We start from the raw sequence: 23938 nt of genomic DNA on the forward strand, positions 1-23938 counted from the left end.
ACACTATTGAGTTCTCAAACAACAGACACACCCGGCACCACCACAACAAATTCCATGTCGAGGATCGCTCCGGAGCAACTTTCCAAACTTACCCGCTGGTCTCTCACTTGTCAAACCGGCGTCCGCGACGATCTGCACCCGAAGGCTTGATAGTCGATTTTTCCGTCTGACTCCGTGGAGCAGCGCGGAAATAAACTCTACCACCACTCTTCCGAGATGGCCAACCCGGCTGCTAAGCCCATCCCCCGCCAAGCGGCGGCGCCCACGAAAAAGCCCGGAATCACAAGGATTCCGGGCCTTCCCGGGAGGAGCGAAAGGAGCGCAGGAACAATCAGCTTGCGGCTGAGGATCCCGGCTTGAAGTACGCAGCTCCGAGCGGAGGAAGCGTAACGCTGAGCGTGGCCGGCTGTCCGTCCTGCCCTTCATCCGTTGCCTTCAGCTCGCCGCTGTTCAGCACACCGGATCCGCCGTACGCCGTGGCGTCGGTGTTGAGGACCTCTGTCCAGGCACCTGCCTCCGGCACTCCCAGGGTGTAACCGGCATGCGGCGACCCGGAGAAGTTGATGGCGCAGACCAGGGGGTTGCCCTCTTTGTCCCAGCGGATGAACGACAGGACGTTGCGGTCCGCGTCTCCCCCGTTGATCCACTGGAAGCCGCCGGGCTCGTTATCGCGGGCATAGAGGGCGGGGGTGGATGCGTACAGCTCGTTGAGTTCCTTGGTCAGCAGCTGCAGTCCCTTGTGTGCGGGGATGTCGGCAAGCCACCAGTCGAGCCCATGCTGCTCGGACCATTCCGCTTCCTGGCCGAATTCCGTACCCATAAAGATGAGCTGCTTACCCGGGTGGGCCCACTGGTAGGCGAAGAAGGCGCGCAGGTTGGCAAGCTGCTGCCAGCGATCGCCGGGCATCTTGCGGAGCATGGAGCCCTTGCCGTGGACTACCTCATCGTGGCTGATGGGGAGCAGGAAGTTTTCCGTGAAGGCATACACCAGGGAGAACGTCACTGTGCCGTGGTGCCACCTGCGGTTGATGGGCTCCTCGGAGGCGTACTTCAGGGAGTCGTGCATCCAGCCCATGTTCCACTTCAGGCCAAAGCCCAGGCCCCCGTGGGCAGTGGGTGCGGTGACGCCGGGGAAGGCCGTTGACTCTTCGGCGATCATAACGGCGCCGGGATGTGTCTTGTACACGGTGGCGTTGACCTCCTGGAGGAAGGAAATTGCCTCCAGGTTCTCCCTGCCGCCGAAGCGGTTAGGCCGCCACTGTCCCTCTTCGCGCGAGTAGTCCAGGTACAGCATGGAGGCGACAGCGTCCACACGCAGGCCGTCGATGTGGAACTCGTCCAGCCAGTACAAAGCGTTGGCCACAAGGAAGTTGCGGACCTCGGTGCGGCCGAAGTCGAAGATCAGCGTGCCCCAGTCGGGGTGTTCGCCCAAGGAGGGATCGGCGTGCTCATACAGGGGCTCGCCGTCGAACTGGGCAAGGGCCCAGGCGTCCTTGGGGAAGTGCGCGGGCACCCAGTCCAGCAGGACCCCGATGCCGGCCTGGTGGAGCGCATCCACCAGGTACCGGAATTCGTCCGGGTGGCCGAACCGGGAGGTGGGGGCGAAGTACGAGGTGACCTGGTAGCCCCAGGATCCGCCGAAGGGGTGCTCCGCCACCGGCATGAATTCCACGTGGGTAAAGCCAAGCCACTTGACGTAGTCCACCAATTCCTTGGCGAGTTCCCGGTAGCCGAGTCCAAGCTTCCAGGAACCGAGGTGGACTTCGTAGACGCTCATGGCCGAGTTGTGCGGATCCCGCTGGGCCCGGGCCTCCATCCATTCCTCGTCCTTGAAGGCGTAGGACGGCTCAACGACCCTCGACGCGGTCAGCGGAGGAACCTCGGTTCCGAAAGCCAGCGGGTCAGCCTTCTCCACCCAGTGCCCGGATTTGGTGCGGATTTCGAATTTGTAGCACGCCCCTGCTACAACGCCGGGAAGGAAAATCTCCCACACGCCCGACGAGCCAAGGGAGCGGAGCGAGTTTTCGCGGCCGTCCCAGGCGTTGAAGTCACCAATGACACGCACTGCCTGGGCGTTGGGCGCCCACACTGCAAAGGACACTCCGTCCACGTCTCCCAGGGACGATTTGTAGTGCTGGACGTGGGCGCCCAGCACTTCCCAGAGTTTCTCGTGGCGGCCTTCACCAATGAGGTGCAGGTCCACTTCACCCACCGTGGGGAGGTAGCGGTAGGGCTCATCAACAGTTACGGGTTCAGCACCCGGGTACGTGACAGCGAGGCGGTAGTCCGGGACGTGGCCTTGCTGCAGCGGCTCCAGAACGGCTACCCAGACGCCGTGGGCTTCATGTTCCATGGGGATCTCGCCGGCCGCGGTGATGACGGTGACCGCTTCCGCCAAATGCTTCACGGTCCGGATGGTGACGTGCCCGTAGTCGTCCAGGTGTGCGCCCAGGATGGAATGGGGGGCGTGGTGTTCACCGTTCGCGATCCTGCCCAGGGTGCCCGCATCCACATGCAGCGGCACCCCCGGACGATCCGTTCGTGCTGAGCCTGTCATTTCACTACCTTCCGATGCTGCCCCGGCTTGGTCGCCGGCGCCGTTACCGCTGAGGAGCCGCCTGGAGGCGTTCACAGGGATCGCCAGCCAGTCCGGCCTGTTACGCATTTCATAAACTACTTCGTACAAGGCCTTGTCCAGCCACAATGCCACAAACAGTGGCGATTCCCTGTTGACCGTACCCGGCGTGACCCCCGCATAACCGGCAAGGAACGCCTCGGCGCAGTCATCCACCCAGGAGTCGGGCACCTGCGCCCCTTCCTGCTCCCGCTGCGCAGCTCCTGCCGCGTAGTCGAAGGAGCGCAGCATGCCCACGACGTCCCGGAGGGGAACATCGGGAACGTTCCGCTCGGCGATGGGGCGCAGCGGTTCGCCTTCGAAGTCGAGGATCGCCCACCGGGCCGGGTTTCCCCCGTGTCCGGGAACCTGCAGGATCTGGCCAAGGTGGAGGTCGCCGTGGATGCGCTGGAGCGGCCCGGTTGTTACGGCGTCGAGCCCGTTCAGAAGCTTGTCCAGCGCTGCGTCGTAGGGGCCGACGGCGGAGGCGGCTTCTGCCCACGCCTGCCGGACGCGCTGGGCTACTGCGGGGGCAATCGCCTTTCCGGGTTCAGCCTCCGCTGATTGCCCGAGCGCTTCGGCCAGCCGGCGGTGGACCGTGGCGGTGGCTGCCCCGAGGGCGCGGGCCTCGGCTGTGAAGTCCGTTCCGGACCGGGCCGCGTCAACGGCGAGGCGCCAGGCGTCGCGTCCGCCGGCCAGGAACTCATGCGCCACCGCCAGCTCCCCCTGGACGTACCGCGAGCCGGAGCCGGGTCCGTCGGAGGAAGGCCCGCCCTGGGTCAGCCATTCGCCGCGTACCCAGCCCAGGGTGGCCGGCACTTCGGTGGTGCCGGCTGAGGTGAGGGCGGCACCCACCTCAACCTCGGGGTTGGTCCCATCCGACAGGACGCGGAAGAATTTCACGATGGCGGCCGATTCGCCGTCGTCCACTATCACCGAACTGTTGGACTGCTCGCCCGAAAGGACTTTGACCACCCCGAGGGCGGTGGGAAGGCGGTGGTTACCGGGCGCGCGGAAGCCGGTGGCGGTGCCGCTGGGGGCCTTGTCCTCGCCGCGCATCAGCTCAAGCCAGCCGCCAACAAAATCCGGGTCATGCACCGCGTCGTAGACCCAGGGCCTGGACGGATCGGTGCCCGCAGCCTCCCCCACCAGCGCGCGCTCCATGCCTGCCGCCGGCGCCGGCCTGAAACTCAAGGGGACCTGGACAACGTCTGTGCGGCGTCCGCCGTCGGCTCCCTTGGTGGTCACCTTCAGGAGGAACACTGCGAGTCCGGCGTGGCCGGACGGATCTTCCAGCCCCAGGCTGCCAGCCTGGGACAGCTCGAAGCCGGGCGACTTTACGGGAAACCAGCGTTGCCTCGGAAGCCATTCCTGGAGCAGCGCGGTAAGGGCGGGAGTAAGGATGGGCTGGTTCATGTCAGTTCTCAATCGAGAGGATCGGCATTGCCTGCGTATAGGGGGACGAAGGATTGGACGCTGCCGACCGGATCCTCAGCCAAAAGAAATCGTGGCTGCCTAGGGTCAGTGTCAGCGTCCCGTCCTCGTTGATGCCAGGAAACGGCTGGCCGCCAAACACGTCACGAAGACCGCGTCCGCCGTAATCGGGGATGCGCAGCCTGGCGGCCACTGGATGCTGCGAGAGGTTGAATGCACACAGAATGGTTTCGCCGTCCACCCCGGCGGCGTTGCCGCTGGGCAACGCGCGGAGGTAAGCCAGCACGGCATCGTGGTCGGCCTCAACGTGCTTGAAGGCACCGAGGCCGAAAGCGGGATGGTTCTTGCGGACGCTGAGGATCTGCCGCGTCCAGCGCAGCAGGGAACCCGAATGGGCGGCCTCGGCCTCAACGTTTGCCATGTTGTAGTTGTAAACCAGCGACTGGATGACCGGCAGGTAAAGCTTGCCGGGATCGGCGCTGGAGAAGCCCGCGTTCCGGTCGGGGTTCCACTGCATGGGGGTCCGGACGGCGTCCCGGTCTTCAAGCCAGATGTTGTCCCCCATGCCGATCTCGTCCCCGTAGTAGAGGAACGGGCTGCCGGGAAGTGACAGGAGCAGGGCATTGATCAGTTCGATCTCGGCCCTGGAGTTGTCCAGCAGGGGTGCGAGCCGGCGGCGGATGCCGATGTTTGCCCGCATACGGGGATCAGGTGCATACCAGCCAAGCATCGCCGCCCGCTCGTCGGCGGTCACCATTTCAAGGGTCAGCTCGTCATGGTTGCGCAGGAAGGTGCCCCACTGGGCGCCGTCGGGAATGTCGGGGGTTTCCTGCATCGTCTCGATGATTGGCGCCGCCTTTTGGTCCCGGAGCGCGTAGTACAGCCGGGGCATGATGGGGAAGTGGAAGGCCATGTGGCACTCCGGTTCCTCGTCCGTCCCGAAGTACTCCACCACCTCGTTGGGTGGCTGGTTGGCCTCGGCGATGATGACCCGGCCGGGGTAGCTCTCGTCCACCATGGCGCGGAGCTTCCGGAGGAAGTCATGCGTGGCAGGAAGGTTTTCACAGTTGGTCCCCTCCTCCTCGAACAGGTAGGGGATGGCGTCGGCCCGGAACCCGTCAATGCCCTGGTCCAGCCAGAACCGGACCACATCGAAGAGGGCGTCGATGACCTTGGGGTTTTCAAAATTCAGGTCAGGCTGGTGGCTGAAGAAGCGGTGCCAGAAGAACTGCCGGCGGATGGGGTCGAAGGTCCAGTTCGACTCCTCCGTGTCCACGAAGATGATGCGGGCGTCCTGGTACTTCTCGTCGGTGTCACTCCAGACGTAGAAATCGCCGAAGGGCCCGTCCGGGTCCTTCCGCGATTCCTGGAACCAGGGGTGCTGATCCGACGTGTGGTTCAGGGGCAGGTCGATGATGACCCGCACCCCCCTGGCATGCGCCTCGGCGACCAGCCGCTTGAAGTCGGTGATGGTGCCGAACTCGTCCAGGACCGAGTTGTAGTCGGAGATGTCATAACCTCCGTCGCGCAGCGGCGACTGGAAGAACGGCGGCAGCCAGAGGCAGTCCACGCCCAGCCACTGCAGGTAGTCAAGCCTGTCGATGAGGCCCGAGAAATCTCCCGAGCCGTCACCGTTGGCATCCGCAAAAGCTCTCACGAGGACCTCGTAGAAAACGGCCTTCCGGTACCACAGCGGATCGTGCTGCAGGCCCGGCGCATTCAGTTCGAAGGTGCTCTTCGGCGTGAAATGCTGGCCCGAACTTTGCGGGTTAAAACTCACTGATGCGCTCTCCTCACGCTCAGGATGTGTGCGGGCTCAACGTGGGGATCAAGGCGGACGTAGTTGAACTCCCCCCACTCCCAGCTCTCACCGGAAATGAGGTCGTCCACGTGGAAGCCGCCGTTCGCAGTGAGGTCCTGGGGATTCAGCTCGAGGGCGGCCAGGTCCAGTGAGACACTGCATTCCTTGGTGACGTGCGGATCGACGTTGACCACCACAATGATGGTGTCCTTGGATCCGTCGGCGAGGGTTTTGTGCTTGGAGTACACCACGGTCGAGTCGTCGGTTGTGTGGTGCACCGTCAGGTTCTGCAGGTCCTGCAGCGCCGGGTGGGTGTGCCGGAGCTCGTTCAGCCTGGTGATGTAGGGGGCGAGGGTCCGCCCGGACTGCGCCGCTGCGTCCCAGTCCCGTGCCTTGTATTCGAACTTTTCGTTGTCGATGTACTCCTCGGCCCCCGGCCGGGCAACGTGCTCGTACAGCTCGTAGCCCGCGTAGACGCCCCAGAGCGGGCTTGCCGTGGACGCCAGTGCCGCCCGGATCTTGAACGCCGCCGGGCCGCCGAACTGAAGGTATTCGGTGAGGATGTCCGGCGTGTTCACAAAGAAGTTGGGCCGGAAGAAGGCCGGCGACTCGTGGCTGACCTCGTGGAAGTACTGCTCGATTTCCTTTTTGGTGTTGCGCCACGTGAAGTAGGTGTAGGACTGCTGGAAGCCTGCGCGGCCCAGCGCGTGCATCATGGCCGGGCGGGTGAAGGCCTCGGCCAGGAACACAACCCCGGGAACTTCCTTATTTACCTGCGCAATGAGCCATTCCCAGAACCACACGGGTTTGGTATGCGGGTTATCCACTCGGAAAATTTTGACGCCGTGGCTGACCCAGAGCAGGACAATGCGGAGAATTTCGTTAGAGAGCCCCTCGGGGTCGTTATCGAAATTGAGCGGATAAATGTCCTGGTACTTCTTGGGCGGGTTTTCCGCATAGGCAATGCTGCCGTCCACGCGGGTGGTGAACCATTCGGGATTCGACTGGACCCAGGGGTGGTCCGGGGCAGCCTGCAGGGCCAGGTCCAACGCCACTTCCAGGCCCAGTTCGTTGGCCCGCGCCACAAAGGCGTCAAAGTCCTCAAAGGTTCCAAGGTCAGGATGGATGGCGTCGTGGCCGCCCTCTTTGGCGCCGATCGCCCACGGCGAGCCGGGGTCGTTAGGGCCTGCGATGAGCGTGTTGTTGGGACCCTTGCGGTGCTGGACACCGATGGGATGGATGGGCGGCATGTAAAGGACGTCGAAGCCCATGGCTGCAACAGCATCGAGCCGTTGCGCCGCGGTGCGGAAGTTTCCTGAGGTCCAGGTGCCAGTGTTGTGGTCCTTCACTGCCCCTTCGGAGCGGGGGAAAAACTCGTACCAGGCGCCCCGGCCGGCGAGGTCCCGCTCAACCAGCAGCGGAAACTGCTCGGAGACGGTGACGTGCTCCCGGATGGGCTGGTGCGCGACAACCCCGGCCACCGCGTGGCTGAATCCTGCCCCGAGGCGCTCCTCCGTGCTGAGGGATGAATCAGCCAGTTTGTCGGCGGCCTCGCGGAGTACGCCCCTGTCCCACTCGCTGCGGGCGCCGTCGTCGGCCCCTTCACGGAGCAGCGCGGCACCCTCGGCGAGCATCAGCTCGACGTCGATGCCGGCTTCCACCTTCACCTCTGCGTTGTGGTGCCAGGTGCCGTAGCGGTCGTGCCAGGCTTCGATGACAAAGGACCAGTTGCCGGCGTCCGACGGCGTGAGGACACCTTCCCAGCGGTCGGTCCCCATGCCGCGTTCCCCGCGGGGCGGGGCCAGCCGGACGCGCTGGCGTTCCTGACCCGCCGGGTCCAGGAGCACGGCACTGACCCCAAGCTGGTCATGCCCTTCCCGGAACGCGGTGGCGCCCACCACGATTCCCTCGCCAGGCAGCGCCTTGGCGGGAAACTTTCCACCCTCCACCACCGGCTGCACAGCCGTGATGGGGAAACGTCCAAACTGCAGGCCGTCCGTGATGGGGCCCTGCGGCTTTTTCTCTGATGCGGCAATGGTTCCTGAGTTAGTCGTCACAGGCTTGACGTTAGCGAGAAATGGGCCGGATTGCTAAGCCTGCGCACCAATTTTGTTGCGGCCCGTGTCATTTCCTCCATGCCAACTGTCATTTACCCAAAAGAAACCCAATGCTGGTTCCAGCTGCGCATGTTGTCCGTTAGTGTGACGCAGGTGAAGGCAATCCGCAGATTTACGGTCCGTACTGTCCTCCCCGAACCGATCAGGCCGCTGGTACGGCTGGCGAGTAATTTGCGCTGGTCCTGGCACCGTCCCACCCGGGAACTTTTCGCCGCGCTGAACCCGCGGCTGTGGGTGGAGAGCGGTGAAGACCCGGTCGGCTTCCTGGGGTTGGTGAGCCGGGAGGAGTTCCAGCAGCTTGCCGCAGACCAGTCCGTGGTGGAGCGGGTCCGCGCCGCCGAGGAGGACCTTGACCGGTACCTCGAGGCACCCCGCTGGTACCAGAGCCTGGGCCCGGACGCCCCGGCGTCGATTGCCTACTTCTCCCCCGAATTCGGTATCACCGAAGTCCTCCCCCAGTACTCCGGCGGCCTCGGCATCCTTGCCGGCGACCACCTGAAGGCAGCCTCGGACCTGGGCGTGCCCCTGATCGGCGTTGGGTTGCTCTACCAGGCCGGATACTTCAAGCAGTCGCTGTCCCGGGACGCCTGGCAGCAGGAAACCTACCCTGTCCTGGATCCGGACGGCCTGCCGCTCACCCTGCTCCGGGAGCCTTCCGGCGACGGCAATGGCCGGCCGCTGCAGATCTCCCTGCCGCTCCCCAACAACCGCCGGCTGCTGGCGCACATCTGGCGCGCCGACGTCGGACGTGTCCCGCTGCTGCTCCTGGACTCGAACGTCCCGGGCAACGACGAAGCCGCCCGCAGCATCACCGACCGCCTCTACGGCGGCGGCGGAGACCACCGGCTGCAGCAGGAACTGCTGCTCGGCATGGGCGGGGTCAAGGCGCTGCGCGCCTTCCAGAAGCTCACCGGGACGCGCGCTCCGGAAGTTTTCCACACCAATGAAGGCCACGCCGGATTCCTGGGCATCGAGCGAATCCAAGAACTGATGTCCGGTGACGAAGCCCTGACGTTCGACGAGGCTTTGGCTGCGGGCCGTGCCTCCACCGTTTTCACCACGCACACCCCCGTGCCCGCAGGCATCGACAGGTTTGAGATCTCGCAGATCCACCACTTCTTCCAGGCGGGGCTCGCCCCGGCGGTGCCCGTGGACCGGATCCTGGAGCTTGGCCGCGAGAACTACGCCGAGGGCAACCCGTCCGTCTTCAACATGGCCGTGATGGGCCTGCGGCTGGCGCAGCGGGCAAACGGCGTGGCCAAGCTGCACGGTGAGGTGTCCCGCGGGATGTTCTCCGCGCTGTGGCCCGGCTTCGACCACTCGGAAGTGCCCATCACCTCGGTGACCAACGGCGTGCACGTGCCCACCTGGGTGGACAGCCGCATCTCCAAGCTCGCCCGGGACCAGTTCGGCAGCGAGGCTGAAGCGCTGGGCCGCTGGGACCTCGCCTACAACGTCAGCGACGCCGATGTGTGGGAGCTGCGGCGCGAGATGCGGAGCGCCCTGGTGGAGGACGTCCGCCGCCGGCTGCGCGCGTCGTGGAAGAAGCGCGGCGCAGCAGACGCCGAGCTGCGCTGGACGGACAAGGTGCTGGACCCGGACATCCTCACCATCGGGTTCGCCCGCCGTGTGCCCACCTACAAACGACTTACCCTGATGCTGCGTGAACCGGACCGGCTCAAGGCACTGCTGCTGCACAAGGACCACCCGATCCAGCTGGTGATCGCCGGCAAGTCGCACCCGGCGGACGACGCCGGGAAGAAGATGATCCAGGACCTGGTCCGTTTCACCGATGACCCGGAGGTCCGGCACCGCATCGCCTTCCTGCCCAACTACGACATCGCGATGGCGCGCACGCTCTTTCCGGGCTGCGACGTGTGGCTGAACAACCCGCTCCGGCCGCTTGAGGCCTGCGGAACCTCCGGCATGAAGGCCGCGCTCAACGGCTCGCTGAACCTGTCCGTTCTCGACGGCTGGTGGGATGAGATGTACGACGGCGAAAACGGCTGGGCGATTCCCACGGCCAATAATGACGCATCGCCCGATGAACGGGACGATATCGAAGCCGCCGCCCTTTATGAACTCCTTGAGACACAGGTTGCCCCGCGGTTCTACGGCAGCACTGTTTCGGAGGCAGCGGGAGCCGCAGGGCCGTCGACGTCGGGCACCGAGAAGGTGCCCACGCATTGGGTGTCGATGATCAAGCACACACTCTCGCACCTCGGCCCGGCGGTTTCAGCCGAGCGCATGCTGCGCGACTACGTCAACATCCTCTACCGCCCGGCCGCCGAGGCGGGCCGCAGCGCAGGCGCCAACTCCTACTTGCAGGCGCGGACGCTGGCAGCCTGGACGGCGAAGGTGCGGGCCGCCTGGCCGCAGGTGCACGTGGAGCACGTGGACTCGGTGGGAGTCTCCGAGGATCCGCAGATCGGCGACACGCTCCAGGTCAACGCCTATGTGGCGTTGAACAGCCTGACCCCGGATGACGTCAGCGTGGAGGTGGCTTACGGCAGGGCGGAGGAAAGCGACACGCTCACGGACATCACCGTGGTGGAACTGAAAGTCCAGGAGGACCTCGGCAGCGGGCGCCACCTGTTTAGCGGTTCCCTGCTGATCGACCGTTCGGGGTCGTTCGGCTACACCGTCCGGGTGTTGCCGCGGCATGACGCGCTGGCGTCGAAGGCCGAGTTGGGCCTGATCGTTAACGCGTAACAGCAGGCAGGGCCCGAACCACTGCAGGAGGATTCCATGAACGACCGGACCGTATCAGACCTGATCGTGGACCGGCTCACAACGTGGGGCGTCAACCGGGTGTTTGGGTACAGCGGGGACGGGATCAACGGGTTTCTGGGGGCCCTCCGCCGGGCGGAGGGCCGGATCGAATTCGTGCAGGCCCGGCACGAGGAAACCGCGGCTTTTATGGCCGTGGGCCACGCCAAGTACACCGGCGGGGTGGGAGTGGTGACCTCCACGCAGGGGCCGGGCGCCGTCCACCTGCTGAACGGCCTCTATGACGCCAAGCTCGACGGCGTGCCGGTGGTGGCGATCGTGGGGCAGCAAAGCAGGACGGTGCTGGGCTCGGCCTACATGCAGGAGATTGAGCTGACCGTCCTGTTCAAGGACGTGGCAGCCCAGTTCGTGCAGCAGGTCAACGCGCCCGAGCAGCTTCCCATGGTGCTGGACCGCGCCTTCCGCACGGCAAAGGCCACTTCCTCGCCGTGTGTGGTAATCCTGCCGCATGACATCCAGTCCGCCCCCGCGCCGGAGCTGGAACAGGAGCACGGGGTGGTGGTCACCGCGCCGACCTGGAGCACGTCCGCCAAGACCCCCCGCGGAGAAGACCTGGACGCCGCTGCCGCCATCCTGAACAGCGCCCAGCGGGTGGCGCTTCTGGTAGGCCAGGGAGCCAGGCACGCGGCCGCGGAAGTGGTGGCCGTGGCGGAACAGCTGGGGGCGGGCATTGCCACCAGCCTCCTGGGCAAGCCCTACATTGACGAGACCCTGCCCTTCGCCGTGGGCACCATGGGGCATCTGGGTACCACCGCCAGCGCCCATCTGCTGGGCAACTGCGATGCGCTGCTGATCGTCGGCTCGAACGATCCCTGGACCGAGTTTTATCCCCCGCCCGGAGCGGCACGGGCCGTCCAGATCGACATCGACGAGCGGAAGATCGGCAACCGCTACCCTGTGGAAGTGGGACTGGCAGGAGACGCGGCCAATGCCCTGAAGGCCCTGAATTCCCGGCTCAACGAGCGGCCGCGCGGGCAGTGGCGGGAGGACGTTGAGCAGGAGGTGACGCGCTGGCGGGCGCTGGCCGGGGAACGCGCCGCGGTGCCCGCCCGGCCCGTAAACCCGGAGCGCGTGGTGAGGGAGCTCAATGGCAGGCTTCCGGCCAACGCCCAGGTGAGTGTCGACGTCGGCAGCTGCGTTTACTGGTATGCCCGCCAGCTCATCCTTCCGCCGGGCGTGCCGGCCCACCTGTCAGGCACGCTGGCGAGCATGGGCTGCTCCATCCCGTACGGCATCGCGGCCAAGCTTGCCCACCCCGACCGGCCGCTGGTGGCGTTGTCCGGGGACGGCGCCATGCAGATGTCAGGGATTGCCGAACTGGTGACGGTGGCGCACCGCTGGCGGCAGTGGGAGGATCCCCGGTTCGTTGTCTGCGTTTTCAACAACCGGGAGCTCACCGAGGTCACGTGGGAACAGCGCGAGTCCGAGGGCGAGCCGCGGTTCCGTGACAGCCAGGAACTCCCCGAGTTCCCGTTCGCGGGTTACGCCGAACTGCTGGGCCTCACGGGCATCCGGGTGGACGATCCCGGGCTTCTGGGCGATGCCTGGGAGTGGGCGTTCGCAGCCGGCCGCCCAGTGGTGATCGAAGTGCTGACCGATCCCGAGGTTCCCCTCCTGCCGCCCTTCCCGGGAGGCCGGGAGAAGGCGGAAAGCATGCGGAAGGCCCTCGCCGAAGAGGACGGCGGCGGCCGGGCGTTGGACCTGCTGGAAACCTATGCGGGGCATGAAGAACGCCCCTAGTGCCGCCGGGGTGGCTGCTAGAGCATCACGGCGGTAACTGAGAGGTCCTTGCCGGCGTAGCGCTCGGCGTCCTGGAGGATTTCACAGATGACCCCGAACGACCGGTCAGCGCGGAACGGTGCCGCCACCTGCCACAACACCGTGACCGGCGGGTTGCCGTTGTCCGTGATGCTGTCCGCGAAGTCATGCAGGGAGTCGTTCAGGGCATCAAGGTTCACGCCGTAGTGTTCGGGAAAGTTCAGGACCTCGCCGAAGGTTTCCAGGACGGCCTTCTTGCTGTCGGCCGGGGGAACCACCAGGCTGCGCCGGCCGGCGTCGGCCACCTGTTCCAGCAGTTCTTCCAAGGTCCAGGTCTCGCCGGAGTAGATCTTCATTGGTGCCTAGCTGCCTTCTGCTATGAATCGAAACGTCTCGTAATGGTCATCCGTGTAGTACTTCTCTCCGTCATCGCCTGCCACGATGCGGCGCGCTCCCCGATCGGATTCCCCGGGCGTGGGCACCGTGTATTCCCGGTAGTAGCCCCTGTCCCGCCGCGGCAGGATCCGCTCGAAGTTCCCGAAGGTCTGGTCGTCCTGGCTGTACCGGTAAGGTCCCCCGGCGCGGATGAGGGCGAGGGTCCTGCGGCCTTCGGCCGGCAGGGCAGACTCCCGCACCTCCGGCAGGCCGGACGGGTTCTCCTGCGCACGGGGCGCCGGAGAGGCAGCTCCCTCCCCGGCGCCGGCAGCAGGAGAACCCGCTGCGGAAGGACTCGTCGCGGCACGTGGCGCAGGCGTGGCGCTGGACCCGGCCTCCGGCGTCGTACCTTCCGCCAGCTGGCCCAGGATTCCAGTGCCGCCGAACGCGAGGAGTCCCAGCACCACGAGCGCAGTGATCAGCAGGGGCAGGATTTTTCGGTTGCGCATTAGGTTGTTCCCCGGTGCATCAGGTGCGGTAGATATTGATGGAGTTGGCCTCCACGAGGTCTCTCTCCCCGGCTGCCACCCGGGTGCCTTGGCGGAGCTCGTGCAGCGCCGTGGTGGTCAGCCGCAGCTCGAACTTCGTGTGCGGGGTACCCTCCGTGACGATCCGGGGAAGGGTGATGTGGACGTCGGACGTGCTGCCGTTCACCACCACCAGGCCGGCCAGTGTCCCGTCATCTGAACCGAGCAGGAGTTGCATCACGCGGTGCCGAGGGTCATTCCAGCGTTCCATGGACATCGGCTGCCCGGCTTCGTCGAACCAGTAGAGGTAGGACTGCTCATCCCGGTCCGGGAAGTCAGTGGGCTGGGCGGCGAGGAACTCCTTGCGAAGGCGGATATACCGCTTGGTGCTGCGGAGCATCTCGGAGGACTCCGGGGTCCTGGTCCAGTCCAGCCAGGCAAGGGCGTTGTCCTGGCAGTACGCGTTGTTGTTCCCCTGCTGGGTCCGTGCCAGTTCGTCGCCGGCCGTGATCATGGGGACACCAAGGGAAATCATCAGCGAAGCCATGAGGTTGCGCCGGGACTGGGCACGTTTGGCCAGGATTCCGCCGTCCTCGGTGGGGCCTTCAAAGCCGTGGTTGTAGCTGCGGTTGTCGCCGTGGCCGTCCCGGTTTTGCTCACCGTTCGCTTCGTTGTGTTTGCGGTCGTAGGAGACGAGGTCGTTCAGGGTGAAGCCGTCGTGTGCCGCGATGTAGTTGACCGACGCCAGCCGGGAGCGGCCGGACGCCGCAAAGAGGGCAGCGGAACCGGACATCACGTCCGCAAGCCTCGCCACGGACCCACCCTGCCCGCCGGATTCAAGGGAAGCGCGGTCGGCCACCCAGAATGAGCGCACGGCGTCACGGAAGTGGTCGTTCCAGTCCGCCCAGCCGGCCGGGAATCGCCCGGTTTGCCAGCCGCCATAACCAATGTCCCAGGGTTCTGCGATCAGCTTCACGTCGGACAGTACGGGATCGGCCGCAATGGCCACCAGGAAAGGGTGCCGGGGATCGAACTCGTTGGCACCGTTGCGGCAGAGCGTCACGGCGAGGTCGAACCGGAAGCCGTCAATGTGGTACTCGTCCACCCAGTGGCGGAGGGAGTCGACCACCAGCTGGACCACCTGGGGTTCAGCAAAGTTCAGGCTGTTGCCGCAGCCTGTGGTGTCCACGTACCGGCCGTTCCCGTCGGTCCGGTAGTACGTGTCCTCCCCCAGCCCGCGGAAGCTCAGGGCCTGCCCGTCGGGGCCGCCTTCTGCGGTGTGGTTGTACACGACGTCCAAAATGACTTCCAGCCCTGCGGCATGGAGCGCTTTGACCATGCCCTTGAACTCGTCCTGGACGGCCTGGGGGCCCGCTTCCTGGGCCGCTTGGGTGGCGTAGCCCGGGTGCGGGGCGAAAAACGCTGCCGTGTTGTAGCCCCAGTAGTTGGTCAGTCCAAGGTCCTGCAAATGCGGTTCATCAAGGTGGAAGTGCACGGGCAACAGCTGGACGGCTGTGATTCCGAGGCTCTTCAAATGCTCGACAATGGCCGGGTGCGCCATGCCGGCGTAGGTGCCGCGGATTTCCCGTGGCAGGTCGGGGTGGAGCATGCTCTGGCCGCGGACGTGGGCCTCGTAGATGATGGTGTCCCGCCATTCCAGGCGGAGCCGCGTGTCCGATCCCCAGTCGAAATCGGCGGGCATCCGGACACTGGTCAGGAATCCGTCGCGCTGGTCCACTGCCCTGCCGTAGGGGTCCAGCAGCAGCGGCTGGCCGTCGTCCTCGTCAACGTCCTGGGTGGGCACGGCGAGGGGCAGGGATTGCTCGGGTGCGGCCGGACGGAAGCCGTACCGCGAACCGTAAGGCAGGTTGTCCACGATTCCGTGATGGACACCGTGGCTGATGTTGGGCAGCGCCCGTACGCGCCAGTCATCGCCCGGGGCTCTGTAGACAATTTCCAGGCTTCGCACGCCGGGGGCGTAGCAGGCCACGTTGGCCTGCGCGCCCGGCCCGGTTCCGTTTCCGGCCGGACCCGCCGCGGCCACGCGGGGGCGCGGGACAGTTACACCCAGTGGAAGGGCCGTTGAGGCGTCCGTGGTGGAAGCTGTGTCGAAGAGCGGCATGACCATCACCTAAAATACTAGCCGCCAAGGGCACATTGCCTGCCTGCGCGTCACAATGGCGCGCAGGCAGGCCGGGAATCGGAACCTTGTTATTGTGCCGTGGTTACTTGGTTGCGCGCTGGCGGGACACTTCATACAGAGAGATGCCCACTGCCATGGAGGCGTTCAGGGATTCCATGGCCGAATCGATGGGGATCGAAACGATCTGGTCGCAGTTCTCCCGGACCAGGCGGCTGAGGCCTTTGCCTTCCGAGCCCACCACGATGCACACCGGTTCGGTGGCGAGGGTGAGGTCGGGAAGCGAGACGTCGCCGTCTCCGTCAAGGCCCAGGACGAAGATGCCCATGTTCTTGAACTGCTTCAGCGCGCTGTTGAGGTTGGAGGCCCGTGCCACCGGCACCCGGACCGCTGCGCCCGCGCTGGTTTTCCAGGCGGAGGCGGTGACGCCCACTGAACGGCGTTCGGGGACAATCACGCCGTGGCCGCTGAAGGCGGACACGGACCGGATGATGGCACCGAGGTTGCGGGGATCGGTGATGCCGTCCAGCGCCACGAAGAGCGGCGCGTTGGCGACGTGCCCCTTCTTCCACTTATCCACCGTTTCTTCGGCGAGGTCGTAGGCGTCCTGGTACTCGTACGGCGGGATCTGCAGGACCAGGCCCTGGTGGACGGCTTCGTCAGTCATCCGGTCCAGTTCGGGCTTGCCGGTTTCCAGCAGCGGGATGCCGCGCTCGGCGGCGATCTTCAGGGATTCCTTGACCCGGTCATCCATTTCGATGCGGATCGCGATGTGCAGGGCCTTGGCGGGGATGCCGGCCCGGAGCGCTTCCACCACGGAGTTGCGGCCCGTGACCACTTCCTCCGTGGCGCGTCCCTTGGGGCCGGACTTGGCAGCGCCGGCACTGCGCGCGCCGGTGCCGCGCTTGGCGGCCGAGCGCTCAGCGAGCTGCTTGGACTTGTGCGCTTTGTGGTACGGGCGGTCCTCCGCCTTGGGCGTGGGACCCTTGCCTTCGAGGGCCTTGCGGCCATGGCCACCGGTTCCGATGGTTGGGCCCTTCTTCGCTTTAACCGATCGGCGACCATTGTTGGCCATTGTGTTCCACCCTTGATTGTGTTGACTGCGTCTGCCTACCAGTCTACTGAACCAAGTAAAATCGCCTGACCCCTGTGGAGTTGCCTGTGGGAAGGTACTGCTTTTAGTCCCGCTTCAGGCTCCAGCTTGCGCCGTCCGCACCGTCCTCCACCACCACGCCGGCGGCGGTTAGGGTGTCCCGGATGGCGTCCGAGGCTGCCCAGTTTTTTTCGGCACGGGCCGCGGCGCGGGCGGCCAGCTGCGCCTGGACCAGAACCTCCAGCGCGGTTGCTTCCTTGCCGCTGCCCGCATCCGTGCCGGCCACGGCGTCGAGCCCGAGCACCTCCGTCATCATCATCACGGCGTACATTGCCTGGCGGCCGGCGTCGTCATTCCCCTCGGCGAGGGCGGTGTTCCCGGCGCGGACCGTCTCGTGGAGGGCCGCCAGCGCGCGCGGCACGTTGAGGTCGTCATCCATGGCCTCGGTGAAAGTCTGGACAGCATCGGCTGACGAGCCGAAGTTGCCGGCGACGAACCCGACGTCCTTGCCGAACCGGGCCGAGGCTTTGGCAAGGAAACCGTCAATGCGTTCGACGGCGGCGGCGGCCTCCTGCAGCGACGTGGGCCGGTAGTCCAGGATGGAGCGGTAGTGCGCCTGGCCGAGGTAGTAGCGGACCACCCGGGGCGGGGCCAGTTCCAGCATCTCGGCGGGACTGATGGTGTTCCCGATTGATTTGGACATCTTTTCGCCCTGGTAGGTGACCATGCCGTTGTGCATCCAGAAGGTGGCAAACGGGTGGCCCGCGGCCTGGGACTGGGCCAGTTCGTTTTCATGGTGCGGGAACCTCAGGTCCAGCCCGCCGCCATGGATATCAAACTCGGTGCCGAGATACTTGGTGACCATCGCGGAGCACTCCAGGTGCCAGCCCGGGCGGCCGGCGCCCCAGGGGGAAGCCCAGCTTGCCGTTACCGGCTCGCCGTCCTTGGACCCCTTCCACAGCGCAAAGTCGCGGGGATCCCGCTTCCCCCGCGGGTCGGCGTCGGGGGCTGCCTGCATGTCGTCGATGTTCTGCCTGGTCAGCGCACCATATTTGCTCCAGGACCGGACGTCGAAGTAGACGTCGCCGGACCCGTCCGGGGCGGGGTAGGCGTGCCCGCGATCGATGAGTTCCTGGATCAGGGCATGCATTTCGGGGATGTGGCCGGTGGCGCGGGGTTCGTAGGTGGGCCGCGAGACACCAAGGGTGTCGTATGCCTTCAGGAATTCCTGTTCGTAGCGGTACGCGAGGGCCCACCACTCCTCCCGGGGCACTTCGCCGGGTTCCGGCGTAAAGCCGGCCGCGAACGAGGCTTCCGATTTGGCGAGGATCTTGTCATCGATGTCAGTGACGTTCCTGACCACTGTGACCCGTAGGCCCCGGTGGGTCAGCCAGCGGGTGAGCTGGTCGAAGGCGATGGCTGAGCGGATGTGGCCGACGTGGGGCATGCCCTGCACCGTGGCCCCGCAGTAGTAGAGGCTGGCCTTGCCCTCGACGAGGGGGACGAAGTTCCGGACTTCGGCGGAGGCAGTGTCATAGAAGCGCAGGGTCACCGCTCCAGATTAGCCGATGGCGCCGGACGGGCTTGGATACACCAGGGCAGTGGCCACCGCAGAGATCCCTTCGCCGCGTCCGGCGAAGCCCAGGCCGTCGCTGGTGGTTGCCGTGACACTGAAGGGTGCGCCAGCCGCCTCACTGAGGACCTGCTGCGATTCCTCCCGACGGGGACCGAATTTTGGCCGGTTGGCGACGAACTGCACCGCGACGTTGCCGATCTCGAAGCCGGCTGCCCTCACGATCCGTGCCGCCTCCGCGAGGAGGGTGACGCCGGAAGCACCGGCGAACTCGGGACGGCTGGTTCCGAAGTGGGTGCCGAGGTCGCCGATGCCGGCTGCCGAGAAAAGAGCGTCGGCCGCTGCGTGGGCAACGGGGTCGCCGTCGGAGTGCCCGGCGAGCCCGCGTTCACCTTCCCACAGGAGCCCGCCGAGCCACAGCGGACGCGGAGCGCCCTCCGGGGCGTAGGCATGGACGTCGATGCCGATTCCGGTGCGGGGCAGGACCAACTTGACGTCGGCCATGGTCAACCCTCCACCCAGCGGGCGCCTAATGGTCCCTCGAGAAGCCCCTCGGCGAGGATCAGGTCCAGGGGGGTGGTGATCTTCAGGGATTGGCTGGAGCCCCGCACGGCATGGACCGGCGTGCCAAGCAATTCCACGAGCATGGCGTCATCGGTAACGGCGGCGGACTGCTGCTGGTCAAGGGCCCTGGCCGCTTCATGCGCCTGCCGGAGGGTGCTGAGCCGGAAACCCTGGGGCGTCTGGACGGCACGCAGTTCCTCGCGCGGCGCGGTCCCGGTAACAACCTCCGGTGCCAGGGCGGTGTCCATCCCCGTCGTCGCGGCGACGGTTTTGACGGTATCCACGACGGCCACCGCAGGAATAACTGCCGAGGCTCCCGCAGCCAGCGCGTCCACCACGCGGTGAAAAACCGACTCGGGCGTCAGGGCACGGGCGGCATCATGCACCAGCACGGCGTCGATGCCGTCCATCAGCGCGCCCATGCCGGCCCGGACGGACTCTGCCCGGGTGGCACCGCCGTCGACGATGGAAAGGAGGGGGCCGCCGTCGGCCAGTTCCTCCCGGAAGTCCTCGCACAGCTGCCGCAGGGCATTATCGGCGGCCGGCAGCGCGATAACCACCTGGCTGCTGACCCCGGACGCGACAATGCCCCGCAGGGCGTGCATCAGGATGGGTTCGCCGCCCAGCGGCACCGCTGCTTTGGGCATGCCGTAGCCGAGCCGTTGCCCGGAGCCGGCGGCCACCAGGATCACCGCAGTGACCGGGCGTGTGGGAGTTGCACTCATGCGGACTAGCCTACGTCCCCGCGCCCGGCCCCGCCCGGACCTGAATCCGGGCAAAAAGAAGCCCCGGGGCACTTGCGTGCCGCCGGGGTTCAATTCTTAGGAAGCCAGGACCTCGTCGAGAACGCTTGCAGCCTTCTCCTCGTCGGTCTTTTCAGCCAGGGCCAGCTCTGAAATCAGAATCTGCCGGGCTTTGGCCAGCATTCGCTTCTCGCCTGCGGAAAGGCCCCGATCGTGATCGCGGCGCCACAGGTCGCGGACGACCTCTGCCACTTTGATGACGTCACCGGAAGCAAGCTTCTCCAGATTTGCCTTGTACCTGCGTGACCAGTTGGTGGGTTCTTCGGTGAACTCGGCACGAAGCACATCAAACACGTGCTCCAGGCCTTCCTTGCCCACTACGTCCCGAACCCCAACAAGATCAACGTTCTCTGCTGGAACTTCAATGGTCAGATCACCCTGAGCCACCTTGAGCTTGAGATACATCTTCTCTTCGCCCTTGATGGTGCGCATCTTGATTTCTTCAATCTTCGCAGCACCGTGGTGAGGGTAAACTACTGTCTCGCCGACCTCAAATACCATGTGGACATTTCCCCTTTCCCGCAGACCAGTTTATCACGATTCAGGCATATGACCGGCCGGGAAAAGGGCCGCGAACCGCGAAAATACGCGGAAAATGGGCACAATCGACCCCCTCCACCCCCTTGACGAACGCGGATAATAGTGCATCGCGAGGGTGCTGCCAAGGGCGATGTGACGGCGTCGAATCCGCGTTTGCGCGGGTTTGCGGATAGGCTATGCCTGAATATTCTTTCAACCTCTCGAGGAGTACGTGACGTGCGTTTCACTGCGATGAACCGGGCCCGGCGCGCCAAACTGGCATTGACCGCGGGCGCTCTCGGCGTTGGCCTGCTGACGGCGGGCTGCGGATACATCACGCCCCAGCAGACAAATGAGCAGTACGCCGCCTCGGATGGCATCGTCACCGACCTCGGCCCGCTCCAGCTGCGCAACATCCTCATCGTGTCCGCCGGGAAGGACCAGCCCGGCCGGGTTATCGGCGCGGTCTTCAACTCGTCCTCGCAGGATGTGACCCTTCGGCTCAACGGCGCCGAAGGCTCGCAGACGGAAGTCCCGGTCAAGGCCAACTCCTCCACCCTGCTGAACGACACCACGGATGAAGCTGTCCTCAGCACCACCGGTGGAATCCCGGGGTCCCTGGTGGATATCAAGATCAGCGAAGACGGCACCAACGTCAGCAACACCGTGAAGGTTCCGGTGCTGGACACAACGCTGCCCGAGTACAAGGAATACCTGCCGGCAGGCAGCACTCCTCCGCCCACCAGCTCTGCCACCCCGTCGCCGTCGGCGTCCGAAAGTGCAGCCGGCGGGGCCGGCCACTAAGGCTTGCTCAAGCAACACATAGAAAAGGGAGGGGCCGGCCGGCCCCTCCCTTTTCTATGCCGCCGCCTCTTGTCCGGGCGCCAGCAGTCCTACGGCTCGAACTTGTAGCCGAGGCCGCGCACGGTCACCAGGAACCGCGGCGCTGAAGGATCCGGTTCGATCTTCCCGCGCAGCCGCTTGACGTGGACATCAAGGGTTTTGGTGTCGCCCACATAGTCCGAACCCCAGACGCGGTCAATGAGCTGGCCGCGGGTGAGCACCCGGCCGGAATTGCGCAGGAGCATCTCCAGGAGTTCAAACTCCTTCAGGGGAAGCAGCACCTGTTCACCGCCCACGCTGACCACATGGCGTTCAATGTCCATCCGGACGGGCCCGGCCTGGACGGTGGACGAGATCAGTTCCTCCGGTTCACCCTGGCGGCGGAGCACGGCCCTGACCCTTGCCACCAGTTCCCTGGAGGAGTAGGGCTTGGTGACGTAGTCGTCGGCGCCGAGTTCCAGCCCCACCACCTTGTCGATTTCGGAGTCCTTGGCGGTCAGCATGATCACCGGGACGCTGGAGCGCTGGCGCAGCTGGCGGCACACCTCGGTGCCGGACAGGCCGGGGAGCTGGAGGTCCAGCAGCACCAGGTCGGCCCCGTTCCGGTCGAATTCGGTGATGGCGTCCAGGCCGTTGTCCACCACCTCCACCTCGAACCCTTCCTTACCCAGCAAATAGGACAAGGGATCGCTGAACGATTCCTCGTCCTCCACAATCAGAATCCTGCTCAAGCGTTGGCTCCTCGTTCTTTTGCGCCTGCGGCGCGGGGTACTTGGGTGACAGTTGGCTTCCGGTGTCCATGTCCGGCCAGTCCCGGGGCTGCGGCCTGCGGAACCTCGTCCTCGTCCTCCTGCCCTTCCATTTCCGGAAGACGGAGCGTGAAGGTGGACCCCTGGCCGGGCTGTGACCAGAGGGTCACTTCCCCGCCGTGGTTGGAGGCGACGTGCTTGACGATGCTCAGTCCCAGGCCGGTCCCGCCGGTGTGGCGCGAACGCGCCGAGTCCACGCGGTAGAAACGTTCGAAGACACGTTCCTGGTCCTCCGGGCTGAGTCCCTCGCCCTGGTCCGTTACGGAGACGGAGACGAGCCCTTCCCGGGAGCGGACTCCGATGCCCACGCGAGTGTTGACCGGCGAGTAGCGGATGGCGTTGTCGATCAGATTGCGCAGCGCGGTGACCAGGAGGTCCTGGTCACCGAAGACCTTGCCCTCCGTCCGGCCGCCCACCACAATACGGATGTTTTTGCTCTCGGCCGGGAGCTGCGACCGGTCCACGGCCTCAGCGATGACGGCGTTGACGTCGACGGGGCGGCCTTCCTGGGTGACGCTTGCGCCCTGCAGCCGGGAGAGTTCGATGATGTCCTGCACCAGGGCGGCCAGGCGGCCGGATTCCTTGTGCATGCGCTTGGCGAAGCGGCGCACTGCCTGTTCGTCGTCGGCCGAGGACTCCAGGGCTTCGGCGAGCAGGGAGATGGCTCCCACGGGAGTCTTCAGTTCATGGGAGACGTTGGCGACAAAGTCGTTCCGGATCTCTTCCGTACGGGTGATCTCGGTGCGGTCGTCCGCGAGCAGGAGGATGTATTCCTCCCCGAGCATGGCGGCCCGGACCTGTACGATAATCGTGCCCTGCCCCAGGGGGCCGCGCGGAAGCTCCAGCTGCTTCTCAAGGATGACGCCGTCGCGCCGGACGCCCGCCGTCATGTCCAGCAGTTCCTTGTGGACCACGGTGTGCCCGCGCACCAGGCCGTAGGCATAGGCCGCCGGGCTGGCGCGGACCACGCCGTCAACAGCGTCCACCACCACAAAGGCGCGTCCGACGACGGCCAGCACCTCGGCGGCGCCGGCCGGCAAGGCGATTTCATCGGCGTCGACGTCCAGCAGGTGCCGCTGCTTCTCGCTGACCCGGTAGGCCAGCACGCCGAAGGTGCCGAGCGCCAGGCCGATGAGGCCGGCGACCAGACCGATGAGCATAGGATCCACAGCTCCACCTTATGCGCTGGCAGGTGGCCGTCGGCGCGTCCGGGACTGCTGCACCGACGGTTCAACTAACGTTCATCTTCAAGGACTTAACCGTTTACCGGATACTGGCAGAGTAACGAGTTGGACTGCCGAACGGCGACACGAATTCCTGCTGCCCTGGAGCGGGCGGGATGGAGTTCCAAGGAAAGGACGCCTAAGTGCGTAAGGTTTTTCAGGAAGAGCTCACCCAGGTTGGTGACCAGCTGGTGGAGATCTCCCGCCTGGTCAGCGAAGCCATGGATAAGGCCACCACATCCTTCCAGGTGGCGGACGTTGACCTCGCCCAGGACGTCATCGCTGCGGACGCCCGCATCGATTTCCTGCAGAACAGCCTGGATGAACGGGCCATCGACATCCTGGCGCTGCAGGGCCCGGTTGCCAGCGACCTGCGGATGATTGTGGGGTCCCTGCGGATGAGCGCCTCACTGGAGCGGATGGGCGACCTCGCCCGGCACCTCGCCCAGCTGGCCCGCCTCCGGTTCCCCTCAACCGTCATTCCGGAATCCATGACGGCAACGTTCAAGAGCATGGCGGAGCTGGACCAGGAAATTGCCGACAAGCTCACCGTGCTGCTGGAAACCCGCGACCTTGAGGTGGCGCGGGACATCCTGAAGGCGAACTCGGCGATCAACGATCTCCACCTCAGCGTTTTCAAGGCCATCGCCGCCCCCGAATGGGCCGAGTCGCCCGCGACCACCGTGGACGTGGCCCTGGCCAGCCGGTACTTCGAGCGCTTCGCGGACCACGGCGTCTCTGTGGCCCAGAAGGTCACCTACCTGGTTACCGGCGCCTGGCAGCCGAACGGCATCGAACACAGCTAAGCTCCACGGAGGAAATTACGACGGCGGGCCGGTCACCAAAGGGCGGTTTCTAGGGGTCGTTGCAACACCCATAGATTTTGGGAGTTGCAACGACCGTGCCGCATTTAAGCGATGTTTCAGCGGAGACCCGGAAGTACGCGAGATCGACT

17 protein-coding genes are annotated in these 23938 nt (G+C 65.5%); 4 read left to right on the plus strand and 13 right to left on the minus strand.

What is annotated here, in order from left to right:
• Window positions 1-331: 331 nt before the first annotated feature.
• Genes ACFVYC_RS21795 through ACFVYC_RS21805 form a run of 3 tightly spaced genes read right to left on the minus strand, consistent with a single transcriptional unit; the run spans window position 332 to window position 7906 of the window.
• Window positions 332-4030, minus strand: a complete 3699-nt coding sequence (locus tag ACFVYC_RS21795; protein WP_387554234.1) for a 1,4-alpha-glucan branching enzyme — start codon at window positions 4028-4030, stop codon at window positions 332-334.
• Between the two features lies 1 nt (window position 4031).
• On the minus strand, window positions 4032-5828 hold the full coding sequence (gene treS / locus ACFVYC_RS21800) for a maltose alpha-D-glucosyltransferase (RefSeq protein WP_387554236.1): 1797 nt from the start codon (window positions 5826-5828) through the stop codon (window positions 4032-4034).
• Entirely contained in the window at window positions 5825-7906 is a 2082-nt protein-coding gene (locus ACFVYC_RS21805; protein WP_387554238.1) for an alpha-1,4-glucan--maltose-1-phosphate maltosyltransferase, read from the minus strand. Before ACFVYC_RS21805 ends, treS begins: the two co-directional genes overlap by 4 nt.
• 153 nt (window positions 7907-8059) lie before the next feature.
• On the opposite strand from ACFVYC_RS21805, the gene glgP reads away from it, so the two are divergent.
• On the plus strand, window positions 8060-10678 hold the full coding sequence (glgP, locus tag ACFVYC_RS21810) for an alpha-glucan family phosphorylase (protein ID WP_387554240.1): 2619 nt from the start codon (window positions 8060-8062) through the stop codon (window positions 10676-10678).
• 36 nt (window positions 10679-10714) lie between these two features.
• Window positions 10715-12496, plus strand: a complete 1782-nt coding sequence (locus tag ACFVYC_RS21815; RefSeq protein WP_387554242.1) for a thiamine pyrophosphate-requiring protein — start codon at window positions 10715-10717, stop codon at window positions 12494-12496.
• Window positions 12497-12513: 17 nt separating this feature from the next.
• Here the strand turns inward: ACFVYC_RS21815 and ACFVYC_RS21820 are convergent, their stop codons facing one another.
• The 8 genes from ACFVYC_RS21820 to ACFVYC_RS21855 all read right to left on the minus strand — a co-directional run bounded on the left by ACFVYC_RS21820 (window position 12514) and on the right by ACFVYC_RS21855 (window position 20090).
• Window positions 12514-12870, minus strand: a complete 357-nt coding sequence (locus tag ACFVYC_RS21820; RefSeq protein ID WP_387554244.1) for a barstar family protein — start codon at window positions 12868-12870, stop codon at window positions 12514-12516.
• A 6-nt stretch (window positions 12871-12876) separates the two neighbouring features.
• A complete protein-coding gene (locus ACFVYC_RS21825; protein WP_387554246.1) occupies window positions 12877-13398 on the minus strand; it encodes a ribonuclease domain-containing protein in 522 nt (173 codons plus the stop codon).
• A gap of 19 nt (window positions 13399-13417) precedes the next feature.
• Window positions 13418-15544, minus strand: a complete 2127-nt coding sequence (gene glgX, locus ACFVYC_RS21830) for a glycogen debranching protein GlgX (protein ID WP_387554258.1) — start codon at window positions 15542-15544, stop codon at window positions 13418-13420.
• Between the two features lie 97 nt (window positions 15545-15641).
• Window positions 15642-16631: a 23S rRNA (guanosine(2251)-2'-O)-methyltransferase RlmB gene (gene rlmB / locus ACFVYC_RS21835; RefSeq protein WP_387554248.1), complete on the minus strand. Its 990-nt coding sequence runs from the start codon at window positions 16629-16631 to the stop codon at window positions 15642-15644.
• A 103-nt stretch (window positions 16632-16734) separates the two neighbouring features.
• Window positions 16735-18201: a cysteine--tRNA ligase gene (gene cysS, locus ACFVYC_RS21840; protein ID WP_387554250.1), complete on the minus strand. Its 1467-nt coding sequence runs from the start codon at window positions 18199-18201 to the stop codon at window positions 16735-16737.
• A 9-nt stretch (window positions 18202-18210) separates the two neighbouring features.
• Window positions 18211-18726, minus strand: a complete 516-nt coding sequence (gene ispF / locus ACFVYC_RS21845; protein WP_387554252.1) for a 2-C-methyl-D-erythritol 2,4-cyclodiphosphate synthase — start codon at window positions 18724-18726, stop codon at window positions 18211-18213.
• A 2-nt stretch (window positions 18727-18728) separates the two neighbouring features.
• Window positions 18729-19511, minus strand: a complete 783-nt coding sequence (ispD, locus tag ACFVYC_RS21850) for a 2-C-methyl-D-erythritol 4-phosphate cytidylyltransferase (protein WP_387554254.1) — start codon at window positions 19509-19511, stop codon at window positions 18729-18731.
• 96 nt (window positions 19512-19607) lie between these two features.
• Entirely contained in the window at window positions 19608-20090 is a 483-nt protein-coding gene (locus ACFVYC_RS21855) for a CarD family transcriptional regulator (protein WP_011690592.1), read from the minus strand.
• A gap of 270 nt (window positions 20091-20360) precedes the next feature.
• Here ACFVYC_RS21855 and ACFVYC_RS21860 point away from each other — a divergent pair, with 270 nt between their 5' ends.
• Window positions 20361-20912: a hypothetical protein gene (locus ACFVYC_RS21860; protein WP_387554260.1), complete on the plus strand. Its 552-nt coding sequence runs from the start codon at window positions 20361-20363 to the stop codon at window positions 20910-20912.
• An 89-nt stretch (window positions 20913-21001) separates the two neighbouring features.
• On the opposite strand, the gene ACFVYC_RS21865 is transcribed toward ACFVYC_RS21860, so the two are convergent.
• Window positions 21002-21682: a response regulator transcription factor gene (locus ACFVYC_RS21865; RefSeq protein ID WP_104043086.1), complete on the minus strand. Its 681-nt coding sequence runs from the start codon at window positions 21680-21682 to the stop codon at window positions 21002-21004.
• A complete protein-coding gene (locus ACFVYC_RS21870; protein ID WP_387554262.1) occupies window positions 21679-22920 on the minus strand; it encodes a sensor histidine kinase in 1242 nt (413 codons plus the stop codon). Before ACFVYC_RS21870 ends, ACFVYC_RS21865 begins: the two co-directional genes overlap by 4 nt.
• 206 nt (window positions 22921-23126) lie before the next feature.
• Between ACFVYC_RS21870 and phoU the strand changes: the two genes are divergently transcribed.
• A complete protein-coding gene (gene phoU, locus ACFVYC_RS21875; RefSeq protein WP_387554256.1) occupies window positions 23127-23789 on the plus strand; it encodes a phosphate signaling complex protein PhoU in 663 nt (220 codons plus the stop codon).
• Window positions 23790-23938: the final 149 nt, after the last annotated feature.

Source organism: Pseudarthrobacter sp. NPDC058329 (assembly GCF_042879835.1).
Taxonomy (GTDB): domain Bacteria; phylum Actinomycetota; class Actinomycetes; order Actinomycetales; family Micrococcaceae; genus Arthrobacter.

What these genes read in the sequence shown, in the direction of transcription:
- ACFVYC_RS21795 (WP_387554234.1), bottom strand. Translation starts at nt 4,030, where the DNA reads ATGAACCAGCCCATCCTTACTCCCGCCCTTACCGCGCTGCTCCAGGAA.
- ispF (WP_387554252.1), bottom strand. Translation starts at nt 18,726, where the DNA reads ATGGCCGACGTCAAGTTGGTCCTGCCCCGCACCGGAATCGGCATCGAC.
- rlmB (WP_387554248.1), bottom strand. Translation starts at nt 16,631, where the DNA reads ATGGCCAACAATGGTCGCCGATCGGTTAAAGCGAAGAAGGGCCCAACC.
- ACFVYC_RS21815 (WP_387554242.1), top strand. Translation starts at nt 10,715, where the DNA reads ATGAACGACCGGACCGTATCAGACCTGATCGTGGACCGGCTCACAACG.
- ACFVYC_RS21860 (WP_387554260.1), top strand. Translation starts at nt 20,361, where the DNA reads ATGAACCGGGCCCGGCGCGCCAAACTGGCATTGACCGCGGGCGCTCTC.
- ACFVYC_RS21855 (WP_011690592.1), bottom strand. Translation starts at nt 20,090, where the DNA reads ATGGTATTTGAGGTCGGCGAGACAGTAGTTTACCCTCACCACGGTGCT.
- ACFVYC_RS21825 (WP_387554246.1), bottom strand. Translation starts at nt 13,398, where the DNA reads ATGCGCAACCGAAAAATCCTGCCCCTGCTGATCACTGCGCTCGTGGTG.
- ACFVYC_RS21870 (WP_387554262.1), bottom strand. Translation starts at nt 22,920, where the DNA reads ATGCTCATCGGTCTGGTCGCCGGCCTCATCGGCCTGGCGCTCGGCACC.
- ispD (WP_387554254.1), bottom strand. Translation starts at nt 19,511, where the DNA reads ATGAGTGCAACTCCCACACGCCCGGTCACTGCGGTGATCCTGGTGGCC.
- glgX (WP_387554258.1), bottom strand. Translation starts at nt 15,544, where the DNA reads ATGGTCATGCCGCTCTTCGACACAGCTTCCACCACGGACGCCTCAACG.
- ACFVYC_RS21820 (WP_387554244.1), bottom strand. Translation starts at nt 12,870, where the DNA reads ATGAAGATCTACTCCGGCGAGACCTGGACCTTGGAAGAACTGCTGGAA.